This is a genomic window from Chryseobacterium sp. PTM-20240506, from assembly GCF_048296755.1.
Taxonomy (GTDB): Bacteria; Bacteroidota; Bacteroidia; order Flavobacteriales; family Weeksellaceae; genus Chryseobacterium; species Chryseobacterium proteolyticum.
The window spans coordinates 3,413,010-3,430,744 of sequence record NZ_CP182581.1 but is presented as its reverse complement, the minus strand read 5'-3'; the positions used below and the strand labels follow the sequence as shown (position 1 = coordinate 3,430,744).

Here is a 17,735-nt window from a genome sequence, read left to right as displayed (position 1 = left end):
TTTCCTTTTATAATCTTTGTCTGAGAACAGGAATAACAGATTGTTTCCATTCATAGAAATCACCTGCCAAAATATGCTCCCTTGCAACTTTTACCAAATCCAAATAAAAAGCCAGATTGTGGATAGATGCAATCTGCTTGCCTAAATATTCTTTAGAAACAAATAAATGGCGAACGTATGCTTTTGAATACTCTTTGTCTACAAAACTTGTCCCAAACTCATCCAAAGGCGAAAAATCACGTTTCCACTTCTCATTCTTCAGGTTCATAACCCCTTGCCAAGTAAAGAGCATGGCATTTCTGGCGTTTCTGGTTGGCATTACGCAATCCATCATATCGATACCTAAGCCGATAGATTCCAAAATATTCCAGGGAGTTCCTACCCCCATAAGATACCTTGGCTTTTCTTTAGGAAGAATATCTGTTACCTCATCTGTAATTCTGTACATTTCTTCTTCAGGTTCTCCTACAGAAAGTCCACCAATTGCGTTTCCTTCAGCACCGGCCTCAGAAATCACCTCTGCGGATATCTTTCTCAAATCGGAATAAGTAGAACCCTGAACAATAGGAAACAATCTCTGTTTATAACCATAGAGCTCCTGGTTTTCTTCAGTCCAGTCAATACATCTTTTCAACCAACGGTGCGTAAGTTCCATTGATAATTTTGCCTGATTATATTCGCATGGATAAGGAGTACATTCATCAAATGCCATAAAAATATCTGCCCCGATCTGTCTTTGGATTTCCATAGATTTCTCCGGAGTAAAAAGATGATAACTTCCATCGATATGCGACTTGAATTTCACACCTTCTTCAGACATCTTTCGGCTTCCTGAAAGCGAAAAAACCTGAAAACCTCCGGAATCCGTAAGAATAGGAAGATCCCAGTTCATGAATTTATGTAATCCTCCGGCTTCCTGCATAACATCCATTCCCGGACGTAAATAAAGATGGTAGGTATTCCCTAATATGATCTGCGCCTTAATGTCTTCTTTTAATTCTCTCTGGTGAACTGTTTTTACACTCGCAACAGTTCCTACGGGCATAAATATAGGCGTCTGAACCTTACCGTGATCGGTTATAAGTTCACCTGCCCTAGCTTTCCCTTCAGAGGTTTTTTCTATATTAAAAAATTTCATTTGTATATTTTATTAATTCATCATCATTGGTTGATCTCCAACGAATACATTCTACATTAGTTTGATAAAACAGGAGGACTTAAATTCTTCTTGATTTTATCTTTGACATATTGATCTGCTTTCGGATCTTTTTTTAATAATATTTTTTGAGCATCATCAGCAATCCCACTCATCTTTTGCTCTACCACATAATACTTAAAACTTGCAACAAAGTCATCCGGCTTTACATTATGAGTTTTAAGAACAAAGCGGGTTCCGCTTTCCAGATTGGTATTCTGAAACATAAAAGTAGCCTGATCATTGATTGCCAAATCAGCAAGAATCTCTGACATTGTACCCTCAGAAACAAGATTCTTAGGCTTATCAATGTACTTCTTACAGGAAAATACAAGCATCAAAACAAAAAGAAAAATTAATTTTTTCATAATCTGTTAATTAATGATTTCCATTTTAAATTTAAAACCCCAAAAACCGCTTCATGGATAATTCCGCCATTCATTTTACTTTCTCCTAAAATACGGTTCGTAAAAATAATAGGAACTTCTACAATTTTGAAGCCTTTCTTAAATGCTCTGAATTTCATTTCAATCTGAAAACCATATCCTTTTAATCTTACATTATCCAGATCTATATTTTCCAGAACCTTTCTTGAAAAACACACAAAGCCTGCCGTTGTATCATGAATAGGCAATCCCAGGATGAACCTCACATACTTTGAGGCAAAATAAGATAGCAAAACCCTGCCCATAGGCCAGTTAACCACATTTACTCCTTTGGAATAACGGGAACCAATAGCCATATCAGCCTGTAAGCAAGCCTCATACAATCTTGGAAGATCATCCGGATTATGGGAGAAATCGGCATCCATTTCAAAAATATAATCATAATTATTTTGAAGAGCCCATTTAAATCCATGGATGTAAGCTTTTCCTAAACCATCTTTCACGTGCCTTACGGATAAATGTAAAGAATGGGGAAACCTTCTTTGAAGCTCCTTTACAATGGTGGCTGTTCCATCCGGTGAAGAGTCGTCCACCACAAGAATATGAAAGTCATCTTCCAATGCAAAAACCGCGGAAATAATATTTTCAATATTTTCCTTTTCGTTATAAGTTGGAATAATGACAAGTTTTTTCATTTCAGTTTGCAAAGATAGTTTATTTAACCTTTTTATTTTATACAAAATATTCTATAATTTTGCAAAAAACAATCGATTGCTATTATCACAAAACTTCGTAAACCATGTAAGGATTCCTGAAAACAATGATTGGGTAATCTTTATATTGCTGGGCTGCATATTTTTGTACCTTTTTATGATGAATATTGTAGAAAGAGGAGCCAATCTAAAAGATTTCCTTCTTCAAAAATATTTTGATGCCAGTAATAATTTAGCAAGCTGGATAATAACTTCCTGTGTGGCCACCCTCACCCTGGCTGTACTTCTATCTCAATACATTCCAATTGTTCCTAAATATATTGCCGACCTACAGATTTTAGGATATCAGATGAACAAATTTGGATATTGTCTATTTGCAATCAGTATTTTTTATTTAATAAAATCAACTTTAGGATTTTTATTTTACCAAAGTATAGGTGACACTAAAAAATGGCTTATTTTTTATTTTACCTCCACTAAATTTTATTTCATTTTGTCTTTTTTACTAATAATTCTGTGTATAACCCACTATTATTTCCCAGTCGACAGAAATAAAATATTTTCTTACTATTTGATATTCTTTTCTTTTGTGTTTATTTTTAAAGTTTTTTTCTATTTATTTCACAAGAACAAGGTCTTACCTGAAAAATGGTATTATAAATTTTTGTATATTTGCACCCTCCAAATCGCACCATTATTGTTGCTTTGGAAATTGTTATTTTTTTAATAAAAGTCAATGATGAGAATAAAGTCTATATTGGTTTCTCAACCAGCGCCTAGTGAGTCTTCTCCATATTTGGATATAGCGAAGAAGGAAAAAATAAAGATCGATTTCCGTCCGTTCATCCATGTAGAGGGGGTTGACAATAAAGAACTTAGGACACAAAAAATAGATCTTACGCAATATACTGGCATCATCTTTACCAGTAAAAATGCTATAGACCATTACTTCAGATTAGCAGAGGAACTGCGTTTTGCAGTCCCGGATACCATGAGATATATCTGCCAGTCCGAAGCAATTGCGAACTACCTTCAAAAGCACATTGTCTACAGAAAGAGAAAAATCAGCTTTGGGGAGAAAAACTTCTCAGACTTGCTGCCTCTTTTCAAAAAGTTTCCTACAGAAAAATATTTATTGCCTTCTTCAGATGTTTTAAGTCCTGATATCGTTAAAACATTAGATGCGGCAAATATTGACTGGACAAGAGCTATCATGTACAGAACGGTATGCAGTGATCTGAGTGATATCAACATTAAAGATTATGATATGCTGATATTCTTCAGTCCGCAAGGAATTAAGTCGCTTCAAATGAACTTTGAGGATTTTAAACAAGATGAAACCAAAATTGCCGTTTTTGGAAACACGACTTTAAATGCAGCCGAAGAAGCAGGATTGAGAGTAGATGTAATGGCTCCTACCAAGGAAACACCATCTATGACAATGGCACTTGAAAAATATATTAAAAGCCTTCATAAATAGGTTTTAATATTTTACATAAAACAGCCGTCTTTTCGATTAAAGGAAAGATGGCTTTTTTTTAATTACATTTGAACAAGAATTAATATTGAATGAAATGCCTTATTCATATTTCTATAGTGAAAAATTGATATGGCATTCCACATGATTCACAGACCTATAAAAATCAAACTACCGGATGAAAGCTCCCCAGCCAAAAAAAATAGAAAAAATACTCGAAATACACGGAGACAAAAGAACTGATAATTATTTCTGGCTCAATGAAAGAGAAAATCCCGAAGTCATAGAATACATCGAACAGGAAAATGCTTACGCAGATTTCATGATGAAGGAAACGGAAGATTTTCAGGAAGAGCTTTATGAGGAGATGAAGTCCCGCTATAAAAAAGATGATGAATCACTTCCTTATTTTTTTAATGAATACTGGTACATGGTTCGTTATGAGGAGGGAAAGGAATATCCTATTTTTTGCAGAAAATATAAAACCCTTGATAACCCTGAGGAAATTGTACTCGATGTAAATATCCTTGCTGAAGGAGAAAGCTTTTTCGAAGTTGGAAGTGTTGCAGTAAGCCCGAGTAATAAGATCGCCTCTTTTTCATCTGACAATGTCGGAAGAAGAATATATTCCATCAATTTCAAAAATCTGGAAACAGGAGAAATCCTTTCGGATAAAATAGAAAATACAACAGGAAAGGCTGTCTGGGGAAATGATAACCAACATGTTTTCTACATCAGAAAAGATGAGAGCTTACGTGCGTTCCAGGTATACAGACATCAACTGGGAACTGAGTCATCGGAAGATGTTTTGATCTTCCATGAAAAGGATGATACCTTTGATGTAAATGTCTTTAAAACAAAATCTTTGCAATATATATTCATTGCAAGTTCAAGCACTATCTCTGATGAACACCGGTTCATTCCATCTGATGATGTCTTCGCTGAATGGAAAATTATACAGCCCAGAATAGATGATCTTGAGTACTCCGTTGAGCATTATGAAGACGAATTCTATATCATCACCAATGCTGATGATGCGTTCAATTTTAAGCTTGTAAAAACTAAAATTGACAACTGCGGGATGGAAAACTGGGTAGATGTAATTCCCCACCGTGCTGAAGTCCTGCTTGAAGGGTTCGAAATATTTAAAGACTACCTTGTCCTTGAAGAAAGAGAGCAAGGTTTGTTACAGATAAAAATCATAGACGAAAAAACTCAGGAAGCCTATTATCTTCCTTTCTCAGATCCTACTTACACAGCCTATATTGGAATCAATCTGGAGTTCGATACGGAAATTTTACGATACGGTTATACATCTTTAACCCAACCAAGTTCCACTTACGAATACAACATGAAAAACAAAACCACCGTACTTCTCAAGCAGCAGGAGGTTTTAGGAGGCAAATTTTTCCCTGAAAATTATATCTCGGAGAGAATATGGGCGGATTCAAGAGATGGAAAAACAAAAATTCCTATTTCACTGGTTTACCATAAAGACACAGAAAAATCAGAAAATACTCCCCTACTGCTTTATGGATACGGAAGCTATGGACATACCGTAGATGCCAGCTTTTCAAATGTCAGGTTATCTATTTTGGACAGAGGCTTTATCTATGCAATTGCTCATGTCCGCGGTGGTGAATACCTGGGAAGAGAATGGTATGAAGATGGTAAAATGTTATTTAAAAAGAATACCTTCTTTGATTTTATAGATGCCGGAAAATACCTGATCAAAGAAAATTACACTTCATCCAGGCATCTTTATGCAATGGGAGGAAGTGCCGGAGGATTATTGGTAGGGGCTGTAGTTAACTATGAACCTAACCTGTTTAACGGTATTGTTGCGCAAGTCCCTTTTGTAGATGTGGTAACCACAATGCTGGATGAAACCATCCCATTGACCACGGGAGAATATGACGAATGGGGAAATCCTAATGATGAAGAATATTATCATTATATGAAGGAATATTCCCCGTATGATAACGTAGAAGCTAAAGATTACCCGAATATGCTCATCACCACAGGACTGCATGATTCCCAGGTACAATATTGGGAACCTGCAAAATGGACTGCCAAGCTGAGAGAACTGAAAACAGACCAGAATCTTTTACTTTTCAAAACCGATATGAGTGCAGGACATGGAGGAGCAAGTGGAAGATTTGAATCATTAAAAGAAGATGCATTAGAATATGCGTTCCTGTTGATGATTGATAAAAGATAATGTATAAATTATGATTAACGAATCTGAATACTGGAAAAAAATAGAACAGTTTTTTGAAGATAACTTTCAGACTGAAAAAAATCCTCCCATTGAAACTTTATTGTTTCTGATTGGACTTCAGGAACTTGGAAGTGGTCATCAAAAATATTCAAAAGATGACAAACTCAATATTCTTCATATTGCAGTTTGCAGATTACTGGAGCCCTTTGGCTACTATAAGTTTACGCATTATGAAGATGGATGGCCCCAATTTGACAAATTAGAGGACCTTCCTGAACTTAGGGCTAATGAGCAAACCTTATTAATGAAAAAGGCCATCATCCAATATTTTCAGGATGAGGAGCTTCTTTAAAATTGAAATGTGGCAGTTAATCATTTTAAACTGCCACATTTTCGTTTTTAATATAATTTCTTAATTGTTGAACATATGTCATTCAATATTAATGAACGGCCAAAACTTCGTGAAGTTGACTCAAGCCCATTTTAAATCCTTCTTCAAAGCCCATTTCAAGATGTTTCTTTAAAGCCTCCTGGGATTCGAAATGGATGTTGATTGTTACTTTCGTTCCCTCTTCAATTCCAGTGAATCCGATCAGCCATTGGGCTTGCGGAAAATCATTATTAATATTTCCGTTTTCATCACAAAAAGCATCTATCCCATCGAAGCTTCTGTGTTCCATAATTTCCCCATATTTAAGCTGTCCATACATTTTTTCCCCTTCGGGACCTATCATTGCATAATGCCAGATTCCATTCTCTTTAAAATCCATTTTTACCGTTTCACATTTCCAGGGTTTTGGAGCCCACCATTGGTCTAATAATTCGGATTTGGTAAAATAATCCCACACTTTTGAAACATCAGCTTTGTAAATAATCATTACATAAATGCTGTTTGCGTCAAAATCTTTGTTAAAAATGATATTTGATTCCATACGTAATTATTTTTAACAAACTTACTTCTTTATTTGTAGGTGAGGCTTTTCATAAGACAAGTTATTTTTGATTTATAAAAAAATTGTTAAAAAACATGGTTTTAAGAAAAAAAATACAATTTTTTGGCTCGTTTTTTGTTTATCAAGTCTGAAAACAATTAATTTTAACATTCATCATTCCGAACAACCTAAAACAAGCTAATGAATAATAAATTCATCCCAATAATTTCAGTGTTTATGACAATATCATTGATTGTCTTTGTTACACTCCAATTTTATTGGTTGAAAGGATATTATAATGCTTTAGAACAAGATTTTTCGAATAAAGTCTATGCGGCTTTAGAAAATACAGCAAAAAATATCTCTGAAATTGAAGTGGAAAAGTACCTGAATGAAGATTTTAAAAATTTCAGAAAAAATGTCATTTCCAATAATAATCAACCTTCTTTAACTACGATCCAGCAGGTAGAGGATTCTGGGGCTCAGAGGCAGATTATTTATTCTAAAAATATCATTGAAAAAACACAGCTTCCCATTTCTCAGAAAGGAGATTCATTAAAGCTGACAACCTTATATACGGACGAAGCCGCTTACAAACTGAAAAGAGATACCACCAACCGGGAACTCCTTACGGCTGACATTAATCAGGATATAGAAAGCGGAGATTACTCTATGAAGGAGTTTGCCAAAGTATATGGAAATAACCTTCCGATTACTAAAAGAGTGGATGATGCTATTCTGGATTCTGTTCTTGCCAAAGAACTGAAAATGAAAGGCATTACCGCAAAGTTTGGTTTCGGGGTTACTGATAAAAACAATAAACTCACAAGTGTTTTTAACAAAGTATATAAAGAGAAAAAGGATAATAATACATATAGCTATCCCCTTTTTACAGACAAAAAGGACCGTACTTTATACAGCCTGGCATTGGTTTTCCCTAAAAAAGAATATTCCTTAGCCATGAATAACTGGCCGATGCTTTTGGGAACCTTCCTTTCTTTGCTTACGATATTGGGAATCTACATCATCTCCATCAACTATATGATGAGACAAAAGAAACTGGCAGAAATAAAAACGGATTTCATCAATAATATGTCGCATGAGTTCAAAACTCCTTTAGCTACTATTTCCGTTGCTACGGATTCTCTGGCGAATGACAAAATTGCCACTAATCCGGAAAAGGTAAGATATTATTCCAACCTGATCAAGCAGGAAAATCTTCGGATGAAAAAACAGGTGGAGAATGTCCTTAATATGTCGAAGCTTGAAAGAAATGAAGTTAATCTGTTCCTCAAAGAAACCAATGTAAGAGAACTGATCAAAAAAACGACAGAATCATTTAATCTTATTGTAGCACAGAGAAACGGTTCACTGACGGAAGAGTTTACTGCTGACAGATATACTTTTAAGATCGATGAGTTCCATATTTCCAATATGCTGGTGAATTTACTGGATAACGCCAACAAATATTCTCCTGATACACCGGATATCAAAATCAAAACAAAAAATGAAGGCAACTTCTATGTGATTGAAATTTCCGATAAAGGAATGGGTATGGAAACACAGAATAAAACTAAAATCTTTGAAAAATTCTTTAGAGAAGAAACGGGAAATATCCATAATGTAAAAGGTCAGGGATTAGGGCTTTCGTACGTTAAAAAAATTGTAGAACTTCATAAGGGCCAGATTATCGTGGAATCACATAAGGGAGAAGGAAGTGTGTTCACGATAAAACTTCCCATGACATAGAAGAATAGACAGGAAGCAATAAAAGATAAACCAAATAACAAATATAAAAGAAGAGAGAGTGAGGAAGTTCATTCTTATTATTAATTTTTAATTTTTAAAATTATGAGCAACAGAATATTATTAGTAGAAGACGATCAGAGTTTCGGAGCTGTTTTGAAAGATTATTTAACCATCAATAATTTTGAAGTAACTCTTGCAACAGATGGAGAGCAGGGGCTCAAAGAATTCACAGAAAATGAATTTGACATTTGTATTTTCGACGTGATGATGCCTAAGAAAGACGGGTTTTCATTGGCAGAAGATGTAAAAAAAATAGATAAAAATACTCCTATCATTTTCCTTACAGCAAGAAATATGAGGGAAGACATCCTGAAAGGATATCAGTTGGGGGCAGATGATTATATTACAAAACCATTTGATACGGAATTACTTTTATACAAGATTAAGGCAATTCTTCAGAGAAGCTCAACCCTGGAAAATGAAGAACAGGAACAGTTTAAGATCAGCAATATTTTCTTTGATTCCATGCTGAGACAATTAAGAGTAGGTGACAAAGAATACAAACTTTCTCCGAAGGAAAATGAATTGCTTAAGCTTCTTTGTATCCACAGAAATGATTTTATGCCAAGAGACCTTGCATTGAGAAAGATCTGGAAAAAGGAAAACTATTTTACTGCAAGAAGTATGGATGTTTATATCGCAAAACTTCGTAAGCTCTTAAAAGATGATGAAGGACTGGAAATCATCAATGTTCACGGAGAAGGATTCAGACTTTTAGTTAAGAATTAATTCCAAAAGAAGATTATAAATATAAAATTAGCAAAACAATTGAAAATGTTTTGCTAATTTTGTTTTATACGATAGGATATGAAAAATATATTTTTAGGTCTTGCTGCTTTTTCTCTGCTTACTGTTTCCTGTAAAAAAGATGAAAGAGCAACTTACATTAAAGAAGAGGCATCCATTCAGCAGCCTGCATTAGCTGTTAATAATACTCCAAAAGCTTCTATTTTAGATCAGGCAGGCATAAAGAGCAATGTGCAACCTGTAAATTCAGCTCCACCTGTTACCGCTCCGGGAATGAATCCACCCCACGGACAACCGGGACACCGTTGTGATATCCCTGTAGGACAGCCATTAAACAGCAAACCGGCTCAGGCCCAGACCACTCAAAATGTTGTGGTAAATAATAATGGATCTCAAACGATACAAATCGATCCCAATTCACTAAAACCAGGAAAATTTACGGTGGATAATAAAACAGGAAAGGCGGTAAAAACTGCTCCGGGCATGAATCCACCTCACGGACAACCGGGACATCGCTGTGATATTCCTGTAGGACAACCTCTCAATAGTAAACCGCTTCCACAGCCTGTTCAAAATGCTGTACAAAACACTCCCGTTTCAGCTCCTGAACAAAGTCTGGCAACTGGTGAGAAACCGAAATTAAACCCCGCTCACGGAGAGCCTTTTCACAATTGTTCTGTAAAAGTAGGTGATCCATTACCATAATTTTTGTAATTTTGCCATCGTGAAGTTATTTCAGATCATAACCCTTATCTTCTGCTTAGGAATTTTCTTGATTCCTAAAGATAACTTCTATATGATGTCAACCCAGCAGACCTGCTGTAAGGCGGACGCTAAAAAAGACGACTGCTGTAAGAACCATCAATCAAAATCATCTAAAGAACACGAAAAATCAAAATCATCTTGCAACGATGATTGCTGTTCAACATGTGTGGCTTGTTTTTCATATATAGAAACTCCTTTTTCCAAAGGTTTTCTATTGGAATTATCATACTATAAAGCCAATAAAAAATTACTTTTCCAATATTGTGATCCTCATCTTTCGGATCGTTTAAAAGAGATTTGGGAACCGCCAAAGCTAGCTTAATTAAAAATACAGCAGGTTCATTAGAGCGCTAATGGACTATTTTTTAATTAATCTAAATTTTAAACAAAATGAAATTATTTATTTCCAGGATAATTCTTGGATTATGCTTATTATCTGCACCCTTTATATTTGCCCAAAATCTTAAAAGCCAGTTTCAGGTAAAAGGAAACTGTGAAATGTGTAAAGAAAGAATAGAAACCTCAGCAAAAAAAGCAGGGGCAAAAGCGGCAAGATATTCTATAGATTCTCAAACTTTAACATTAGAAACAGAAGGAAATGTTTCTCCGGATGACATTCTTAAAAAGGTAGCTGAAGCGGGACACGACAATGAGAAATTCAAAGCTACTGATGAAGTGTATCAAAGTCTTCCTGACTGCTGTCATTACGAGAGAACTCTTCAACCGTCCAATGCAAGTACAAGCACGGTAGTACAAAAATCCAAAGCTGACAATGAATTTTATGTCAAAGGAAATTGTGCATCATGTAAAGCAAGAATTGAAAAAGCAGCAAAAGATGCCGGTGCTACTTCTGCAAATTGGAGCGCTGAGAAACAAACTGTTGTTTTAAACTTTGACAGCAACAAAACTTCTGCAGATAAAATTTTAAAAAAGATTGCTGATGTTGGGCATGACAACGAAAAGTATACTTCAACAGAGAACGTTTATAACAATCTTCCCTCATGTTGCCTTTACGACAGAACTGTAGCGTTGGGAGAAAAAGGACCTAACGTTCATTTTGAAGAAGATGAAAAAACAATGTCCGGTAACAATAATGTATCTGCGGAAAACGAGAACCACGATCATCATGAAAAAAAGATTGAGGAAGTAAAATTATCCGCGTCGAAAGCTTCAACTTCATTAAGCAAAAACGAAGCAGGCCTAGTTTTTAATATTGACAAAAAGGAATTGTTGAAAGCAGCCTGTTGTAATCTCTCGGAAAGTTTTGAAACAAATGCTACTGTAGATGTTTCCTTCAGTAATGCTGTAACAGGCACGAAACAGCTTAAAATGCTGGGTCTTGATCAGAAATACACCAGCCTAACCAAGGAACTTTTACCGGAGATCAGAGGTTTGGCTTCCGCTTATGGGCTGAATTTTATTCCCGGCAGATGGATCGAAAGCATCCAACTTACAAAAGGAGGAAGTACGGTAACCAATGGGTATGAAAGTATTACCGGGCAAATCAATACCGAACTTCTAAAAAATGCCAAGACTCCGGAAACATCACTCAATCTTTTTTCTGATTTCAACGGGAGAGCAGAGGCAAATATAACGAGTGTATCTCCTATTAATGAGAAATGGTCTCAGACTTTCTTATTACATGGAAATGGAACTTTCGGAAATACGGATATGAATAATGACGGATTTCTTGACCGTCCGAAAGGGACACAAATCAATGCAGCATATTTGCTTAATTATAATGACCTGGAAAAATCCGGTTTTGGATCTCACTTCGGAATTAATTTCGTGAAGGATAACAGAACAGCAGGCCAGACCGATTTTGATAAAAGGCTGTCTCAGGATAAGCAAAGCCCGTACGGGGTTGGAATTGATATTTCGAGATTTCAGGTATGGAACAAGACCGGATATGTTTTTAAAGGTAAACCTTATCAAAGTATAGGCTGGATGAATCAGTATGTATACCATCAGCAGGATAGCTTTTTCGGGTTGAGAAATTATTCAGGTAAACAGAATACTTTTTATTCCAATTTAATTTTTGAGAGTATTATCGGGAATACGAATCACAAATATAAAGCCGGAGCCAGTTTTATGTATGACGGTTATGATGAAACCTATCTTACAACTCCATACAAAAGAAATGAAATCGTACCTGGAGCTTTTGCCGAATATACCTTAACAGGATTAAAATATACTTTGGTAGCCGGAGCAAGAGTAGACTTCCACAACCTGGCTGGAACACAGTTTACACCAAGGATGAACTTTAAATATGATTTCACTCCACAAACCATTTTAAGGTTGTCAGCAGGAAGAGGTTTTAGAACGGCTTCGGTTTTTGCGGAAAATCAACAGTACTTTGCATCGAACAGAACGATTCAAATTATACAAAATGGCGGAGATATTTACGGATTAAAACCTGAAATTGCATGGAATTATGGAGCAAGTTTACAGCAGGAGTTTAAAATTTTCGGAAGAAAATCTTCCATCGTTGCCGACTTTTTCAGAACAGATTTTCAGAATCAGGTGATGGTTGACCTTGACCGATCTCCACAGCAGCTTGTATTCTATAATTTGGAAGGAAAATCTTTTGCCAATAGTTTGCAGATACAGTGGGATTTTATTCCGATTAAAAACTTTGAAGTAAAAGCTGCCTACAAATATTATGACGTTCAGGCAGATTATCTTGACGGAAGAAGGGAAATTCCTTTTATGGCTAAAAATCGCGGATTTGTAAATCTTGCTTATTCTACGAACAAAAGTGATAAGGGTGGCTTCTGGAGTTTTGATACGACTCTGAATTGGGTTGGAAAGCAAAGACTACCGGACACATCGGGCAATCCAACCGAGTTTCAATTACCCGGTTATTCCGAATCTTATACTATTTTGAATGCACAGATTTCTAGAAATTTCAATAAAAAACTGAGAGCCTATGTTGGAGGCGAAAACTTAACCTCTTACTATCAGAAGAATGCGATCATCGATTTTAAAAATCCTTTCGGGAATTATTTTGATGGTGGAATGCTCTACGCTCCTATTATGAAAGCTAATTTTTATGTAGGTCTGGATGTGACATTCTAAAAATACCGATAAGTTTTTAAATATAATAGGCAGCATTAATCCAAATGCTGCCTTTATTTTGGAATAAAATTTTATCGGTACGGACATTTTTTCAAGATTAAAATGTGGTTCCTTCTCCGTTGACAAAGGTGAGCTAAGGCATTAAATGACAATTTTGCAAATCTCCGATTTTGCCATTTTACAAACAAAGAACAAAAAAATACTTAAAAAATCTATTTACATTAAAAATTTTATATATTTACACTTTCTAATATGTATGAACATACCAACCAAAGATTTCACGATAGATCATCATAGTAAACTCCCTCTGCATGTACAGGTAGAAGAACTTTTCCGTAAACTTATCAAGATGGAAGTTTATAAAAAAGGAGCTCTGTTACCTAAGGAAGTTGATCTGGCTAATCTTTGGGGAGTTTCCCGGAACACCATCCGACAGGCAACCAATAAACTGGAACATGAAGGTCTTATTGTACGGAAAAAAGGGGTCGGAACACGTGTGGCTGAAAATAAAAGCCTTACAACAGGATTGGATCATTGGTATAGTTTTACAAGAGAAATGCAGGAGAAAGGTATTCATGTAATTAACCAATTGTTAAAAACAGAAACAGTACAGCCTAATGAAGAAATCTGCCATTTTTTTAACAGTTCACCAGATAAAAAAATATTTAAGCTTTCTAAATTAAAAGGAGAAAATTCCGGTGATCCGATTGTCTATTTTGAAAGCTATTTTCATCCAAGAATAGGCCTTGATAAAAATGATGATTTTGATATGCCATTGTATAGCATGTTGCAGGAGAATCATGGAGTCATAGTACACCGGTCCCGTGAAAATATAAGCGCCTGCCAGGCTGGTGCCGTGATAGGAAAGAAACTAAAAGTACCGGCTGCTTTTCCGGTTCTGAAACGAGAGCGTTTCGTGTATGATATCAATGGAAAGCCGGTAGAATATAATGTGGGATACTACCGTTCTGATAAGTTTACCTATACGATAGATATTAATAAATCTTCTTAGCAGGTTTTATTTTTTTAGACATTAATATGTTCAAACATTCTAACATATAACCAAAAATGAAGTCCATGTACAAGTATTTTCTTTTGCTGATGTCCTTCCTGATGACAGGCAATTTTGTTTATAGTCAAAAAAAAGTTCCTTATTTTGGTAACATACAGTCTACCAACGGTTATGAAAAGGAAATAAGTGGTGAGAATATTGATTATTTCTCTGCATTTCCGGATCATGCAACGAGAGCTTTGCTTACGCGCACAACGGATGGCGCAAAAGCAATTGAGTGGGAAACTGCTCCTGTGCCACAAAAAGGCAATAAGCAATATGTATATTTTAACTGGCTGGTCTCCCATTCTTCGGGAAGCAGTGGGGGTATTCGCCATTTTGACTTGTACATCAACGATCAAAAAGCACTGACTCTCACTACTTATCCCGGAAATAAGCATCCGGACTGGATTTCCAAAGCAGCAGACAGTACTGCATTTGTATTCAACCAGACTAAAATGGACGGCTTAAAAGATTCTTATGGTATTGCGTATCTCAGAGTTCCTGCCAATAAAGTAACTCCGGGAAAACCTTTACGTCTGAAACTTGTAGGACAAGCTCAGGATAGCAGGGACTGGTTCATGACATACAAATTTACCTTCCAGGAGAAAATGGATGCTTCCTCCACTCCGTTCATTTTAAAAGATGGAAAACGTCTTATTACCCTTACTACATTACACTTTGGTCCTGAACAAAAAATTACGGCTAAAATAAACAATAAGAATTCCTTCTCCTTTACTATGCCGGATGGTATTAAAACATTTGACCTACCTGTAGATCTTGCACCTGAAGGAGGCAGTGTTCAGTTATCAGTTACCTCCGGTAATAAGGAACTTCTCCGTAAAACTATTGAGGCTGGAGCTATCGTTCCCCGCACCTTATATTTCATACATCATTCTCATACGGATGTAGGATATTCCCATTTACAATCTGAAGTGGAAAGGATTCATACTCAAAATATATATGATGCCTTGAAAATGATTGAGAAAACACGGAACTTACCTGAAGAAGCTCGTTTTAAATATAATGTCGAAGCACTATGGGATGTAGAAAACTTTATGCGAAAAGCTACTCCTCAGGATAAACAATTATTTGTAAAAGCAGTAAAAGAAGGAGATATAGGTCTTTCAGCAATGTATGGTAATATTTTAACGGGACTTAGCCAGCCCGAAGAATTATACCATTACACGGAATATGGGAAAAAGCTGGAAAAAGAATATGGATTAAAGATCAACAGTGCCATGATGTCTGATGTTCCCGGCTTTGCCTGGTCATTGGTTCCTGCACTTACTGCATCGGGAGTAAAATATTTTTCCAGTGGCCCCAATTATCTTGGAAAAACCAACCCATATCTTGGAGACCGGGTTGGAAATTTTGTAAAAAACTGGGGAGATAAACCAGTATGGTGGCAATCGCCTTCGGGTAAAGAAAAAATATTATTCTGGACAGCCGGAAGAGGTTATTCTTCATGGCACGGCATCCATCCGGGTGGTGTATTTGAAAACGGGCAAAGAAAGATTGCTGAATATCTTGATGACCTTACCAAAACCAATTATCCTTATGATATGGTACAGTGGCGTTATAATATTGTTTCTGATAATGGTCCTATAGATCCTTCAATATCAAAGTTTGTAGATGAGTGGAATAAAAAATATATCTCGCCTAAAATCGTTCTCAGTACGAATGAAAAGATGTTTGAAGTTTTTGAAAAGAAATATGGAGATCAGCTTCCAATAGTAAAAGGAGATATCAGTCCGCGTTGGGAAGACGGAGCAATGTCTACGGCCAGGGAAGAAGGGATTAACCGAAACAGCAGCCTTAAGCTACAACAGCTAACCACCCTGTACTCAATGCTCAATCCTACTCAATATAACAGCCAAAGTTTTTATGAAGCATGGAGAAATGTCATTTTATTTCATGAGCATACCTGGGGAGCCTTTAATAGTATTACTGCTCCTGACCTTCCGTTCGTTAAAGATCAATGGCAGGTAAAAAAGCAGTTTTCTACTGACGGAAGTTCTTTGGCTAACAAACTGGAAGCTGATTTACTAAAGCCTATAACCAATCCTGTATCCAAAACCATTGCAGTTTTCAACACCTCATCATGGTTACGAAGTGGTGCGGTAATTATTCCTGGAACATCATTGGGGAATGCCGTCCAGGATGCATCAGGTCATACAGCTCCTTTACAAAAGCTGCAGGACGGAACTATGATATTCATCGCAAAAGATGTTCCACCACTAGGGTCAGCAAACTACATTATCATTAAAGCAAAAGTATCTTCCGCAAAGCCTTTTTCTGTTACTAACAATAGTATTTCTAATGGAAAGGTTGCTGTGACCTGGGATCATAAGACTGGAAGCATTACCCAGTTTACCGATAACAACAATATTAATTACGTAGGAATTTTTAACAACCAAGGGTTAAACAGTTATTGGTATGTTCCTGGTTCTGATCCAAAGGAAGCTCAATCCAACATGAATGTGCAGATAAAAGTATTAGAGAATGGACCTGTTATGAGCAAAATCTCTCTGATATCAGAAGCACCAGGTGCTAATAAACTGGAAAGAATTCTTACTTTGTTTGCGGATAGTGATGAAGTAGGATTGGAAAATATTGTGGATAAAAAACCTATACGTACCAAAGAATCGGTTCACTTTGGTTTTCCCTTCAATGCTGAGTTCAAGAATATAACAGTAGATGCAGGTTATGGTATCATGAGGTATCTTACTGATCAGCTTCCCGGTTCCAACATGGATTATTGGTATAGCCGCCGATGGGTAGATGCTTCTTTTGGACAAAAGGGAATGCAATGGATGGTTTTAGAAGCACCCCTTATTGAAGCTACTGAGATGATCGACGAAAGAATGGTTATTGATAACAGCCACAAAAAATGGAAAGACAAAGGAGCTCCCGGCACTACCAATTGGTTCAGCTATGCGATGAACAACTATTGGCACACCAACTATAAAGCAGATCAGGAAGGTCCTGTGCATTACCGCTATGCTCTACGTCCACATGGATCATTTGATTCAGTAGACAATGAGAAGTATGCGTCTGCTTTTACGCAACCTCTTATTGCCGTTTCTGTCGATGAAAAATTCAAAGTTGGCGGAAGTCTTTTCAAAGTTGGCAATGACAAAATTGTTGTGACAAGTGTAACACCACAAGAAGATCACAGCTTTATTATAAGACTATACAATCCAGACGAGCGGGAACAGACAACAACATTTGCCTGGGAAAAGCTAAAACCATCTCAGCTTATTGATGTAAAAACAGGCAAAACAATAACACCTGACGAAAAACTTAGTTTATCAGGAATGGATGTTATTGAAATTAAACTTATTCCTTAATTAAAGTT

15 protein-coding genes are annotated in these 17,735 nt (G+C 36.2%); 11 read left to right on the top strand and 4 right to left on the bottom strand.

Annotation, left to right across the window (positions count from 1 at the left end; all coding sequences use genetic code 11):
- Positions 1–7 precede the first annotated feature (7 nt).
- Genes tgt through ACNFU2_RS15275 form a run of 3 tightly spaced genes read right to left on the bottom strand, consistent with a single transcriptional unit; the run spans position 8 to position 2,276 of the window.
- Positions 8–1,138, bottom strand: a complete 1,131-nt coding sequence (gene tgt / locus ACNFU2_RS15285) for a tRNA guanosine(34) transglycosylase Tgt (protein WP_273650430.1) — start codon at positions 1,136–1,138, stop codon at positions 8–10.
- Positions 1,139–1,194: 56 nt separating this feature from the next.
- On the bottom strand, positions 1,195–1,563 hold the full coding sequence (locus tag ACNFU2_RS15280; protein WP_172282185.1) for a DUF4296 domain-containing protein: 369 nt from the start codon (positions 1,561–1,563) through the stop codon (positions 1,195–1,197).
- The gene (locus ACNFU2_RS15275) at positions 1,560–2,276 is read right to left on the bottom strand and encodes a polyprenol monophosphomannose synthase (RefSeq protein ID WP_172282183.1); all 717 of its coding nucleotides are present in this window, start codon (positions 2,274–2,276) and stop codon (positions 1,560–1,562) included. The genes ACNFU2_RS15280 and ACNFU2_RS15275 overlap by 4 nt, the downstream gene beginning before the upstream one ends.
- Between ACNFU2_RS15275 and ACNFU2_RS15270 the strand changes: the two genes are divergently transcribed.
- The 4 genes from ACNFU2_RS15270 (at position 2,260) to ACNFU2_RS15255 (ending at position 6,344) form a co-directional block, all read left to right on the top strand.
- Positions 2,260–3,021, top strand: coding sequence for a DUF4271 domain-containing protein (locus tag ACNFU2_RS15270; protein ID WP_273650429.1), 762 nt, complete (start codon positions 2,260–2,262; stop codon positions 3,019–3,021). The two genes, ACNFU2_RS15275 and ACNFU2_RS15270, sit on opposite strands and share 17 nt — an antisense overlap.
- Positions 3,022–3,033: 12 nt before the next feature.
- Complete coding sequence (locus ACNFU2_RS15265; RefSeq protein ID WP_172282435.1) at positions 3,034–3,774, top strand: uroporphyrinogen-III synthase; 741 nt, start codon at positions 3,034–3,036, stop codon at positions 3,772–3,774.
- A 175-nt stretch (positions 3,775–3,949) separates the two neighbouring features.
- Positions 3,950–5,992 carry a S9 family peptidase gene (locus tag ACNFU2_RS15260; RefSeq protein ID WP_273650428.1) on the top strand — a complete coding sequence of 681 codons (2,043 nt, stop codon included), beginning with the start codon at positions 3,950–3,952 and terminating at the stop codon, positions 5,990–5,992.
- Positions 5,993–6,002: 10 nt separating this feature from the next.
- Positions 6,003–6,344, top strand: a complete 342-nt coding sequence (locus ACNFU2_RS15255; RefSeq protein WP_172282177.1) for a hypothetical protein — start codon at positions 6,003–6,005, stop codon at positions 6,342–6,344.
- A gap of 88 nt (positions 6,345–6,432) precedes the next feature.
- Here the strand turns inward: ACNFU2_RS15255 and ACNFU2_RS15250 are convergent, their stop codons facing one another.
- Complete coding sequence (locus ACNFU2_RS15250; protein WP_172282175.1) at positions 6,433–6,924, bottom strand: SRPBCC family protein; 492 nt, start codon at positions 6,922–6,924, stop codon at positions 6,433–6,435.
- Positions 6,925–7,125: 201 nt separating this feature from the next.
- Between ACNFU2_RS15250 and ACNFU2_RS15245 the strand changes: the two genes are divergently transcribed.
- The 7 genes from ACNFU2_RS15245 to ACNFU2_RS15215 all read left to right on the top strand — a co-directional run bounded on the left by ACNFU2_RS15245 (position 7,126) and on the right by ACNFU2_RS15215 (position 17,727).
- Positions 7,126–8,673, top strand: a complete 1,548-nt coding sequence (locus tag ACNFU2_RS15245; protein WP_172282173.1) for a sensor histidine kinase — start codon at positions 7,126–7,128, stop codon at positions 8,671–8,673.
- 102 nt (positions 8,674–8,775) lie between these two features.
- Entirely contained in the window at positions 8,776–9,462 is a 687-nt protein-coding gene (locus tag ACNFU2_RS15240; protein ID WP_007842513.1) for a response regulator transcription factor, read from the top strand.
- A gap of 78 nt (positions 9,463–9,540) precedes the next feature.
- Entirely contained in the window at positions 9,541–10,185 is a 645-nt protein-coding gene (locus ACNFU2_RS15235) for a hypothetical protein (RefSeq protein WP_273650427.1), read from the top strand.
- A gap of 19 nt (positions 10,186–10,204) precedes the next feature.
- Positions 10,205–10,567, top strand: coding sequence for a hypothetical protein (locus ACNFU2_RS15230; RefSeq protein WP_172282169.1), 363 nt, complete (start codon positions 10,205–10,207; stop codon positions 10,565–10,567).
- 68 nt (positions 10,568–10,635) lie between these two features.
- Positions 10,636–13,323, top strand: a complete 2,688-nt coding sequence (locus ACNFU2_RS15225; protein ID WP_273650426.1) for a TonB-dependent receptor domain-containing protein — start codon at positions 10,636–10,638, stop codon at positions 13,321–13,323.
- Between the two features lie 256 nt (positions 13,324–13,579).
- Complete coding sequence (locus ACNFU2_RS15220; protein ID WP_172282165.1) at positions 13,580–14,335, top strand: GntR family transcriptional regulator; 756 nt, start codon at positions 13,580–13,582, stop codon at positions 14,333–14,335.
- Between the two features lie 65 nt (positions 14,336–14,400).
- Positions 14,401–17,727, top strand: a complete 3,327-nt coding sequence (locus ACNFU2_RS15215; protein WP_418122203.1) for a glycoside hydrolase family 38 C-terminal domain-containing protein — start codon at positions 14,401–14,403, stop codon at positions 17,725–17,727.
- Positions 17,728–17,735: the final 8 nt, after the last annotated feature.

Excerpts from the sequence above, each read along its gene's own strand:
- ACNFU2_RS15270 (WP_273650429.1), top strand. The coding sequence starts at position 2,260 with ATGACAAGTTTTTTCATTTCAGTTTGCAAAGATAGTTTATTTAACCTT.
- tgt (WP_273650430.1), bottom strand. The coding sequence starts at position 1,138 with ATGAAATTTTTTAATATAGAAAAAACCTCTGAAGGGAAAGCTAGGGCA.
- ACNFU2_RS15275 (WP_172282183.1), bottom strand. The coding sequence starts at position 2,276 with ATGAAAAAACTTGTCATTATTCCAACTTATAACGAAAAGGAAAATATT.
- ACNFU2_RS15280 (WP_172282185.1), bottom strand. The coding sequence starts at position 1,563 with ATGAAAAAATTAATTTTTCTTTTTGTTTTGATGCTTGTATTTTCCTGT.
- ACNFU2_RS15245 (WP_172282173.1), top strand. The coding sequence starts at position 7,126 with ATGAATAATAAATTCATCCCAATAATTTCAGTGTTTATGACAATATCA.
- ACNFU2_RS15265 (WP_172282435.1), top strand. The coding sequence starts at position 3,034 with ATGAGAATAAAGTCTATATTGGTTTCTCAACCAGCGCCTAGTGAGTCT.
- ACNFU2_RS15225 (WP_273650426.1), top strand. The coding sequence starts at position 10,636 with ATGAAATTATTTATTTCCAGGATAATTCTTGGATTATGCTTATTATCT.
- ACNFU2_RS15215 (WP_418122203.1), top strand. The coding sequence starts at position 14,401 with ATGTACAAGTATTTTCTTTTGCTGATGTCCTTCCTGATGACAGGCAAT.
- ACNFU2_RS15250 (WP_172282175.1), bottom strand. The coding sequence starts at position 6,924 with ATGGAATCAAATATCATTTTTAACAAAGATTTTGACGCAAACAGCATT.
- ACNFU2_RS15220 (WP_172282165.1), top strand. The coding sequence starts at position 13,580 with ATGAACATACCAACCAAAGATTTCACGATAGATCATCATAGTAAACTC.
- ACNFU2_RS15240 (WP_007842513.1), top strand. The coding sequence starts at position 8,776 with ATGAGCAACAGAATATTATTAGTAGAAGACGATCAGAGTTTCGGAGCT.
- ACNFU2_RS15235 (WP_273650427.1), top strand. The coding sequence starts at position 9,541 with ATGAAAAATATATTTTTAGGTCTTGCTGCTTTTTCTCTGCTTACTGTT.
- ACNFU2_RS15255 (WP_172282177.1), top strand. The coding sequence starts at position 6,003 with ATGATTAACGAATCTGAATACTGGAAAAAAATAGAACAGTTTTTTGAA.
- ACNFU2_RS15260 (WP_273650428.1), top strand. The coding sequence starts at position 3,950 with ATGAAAGCTCCCCAGCCAAAAAAAATAGAAAAAATACTCGAAATACAC.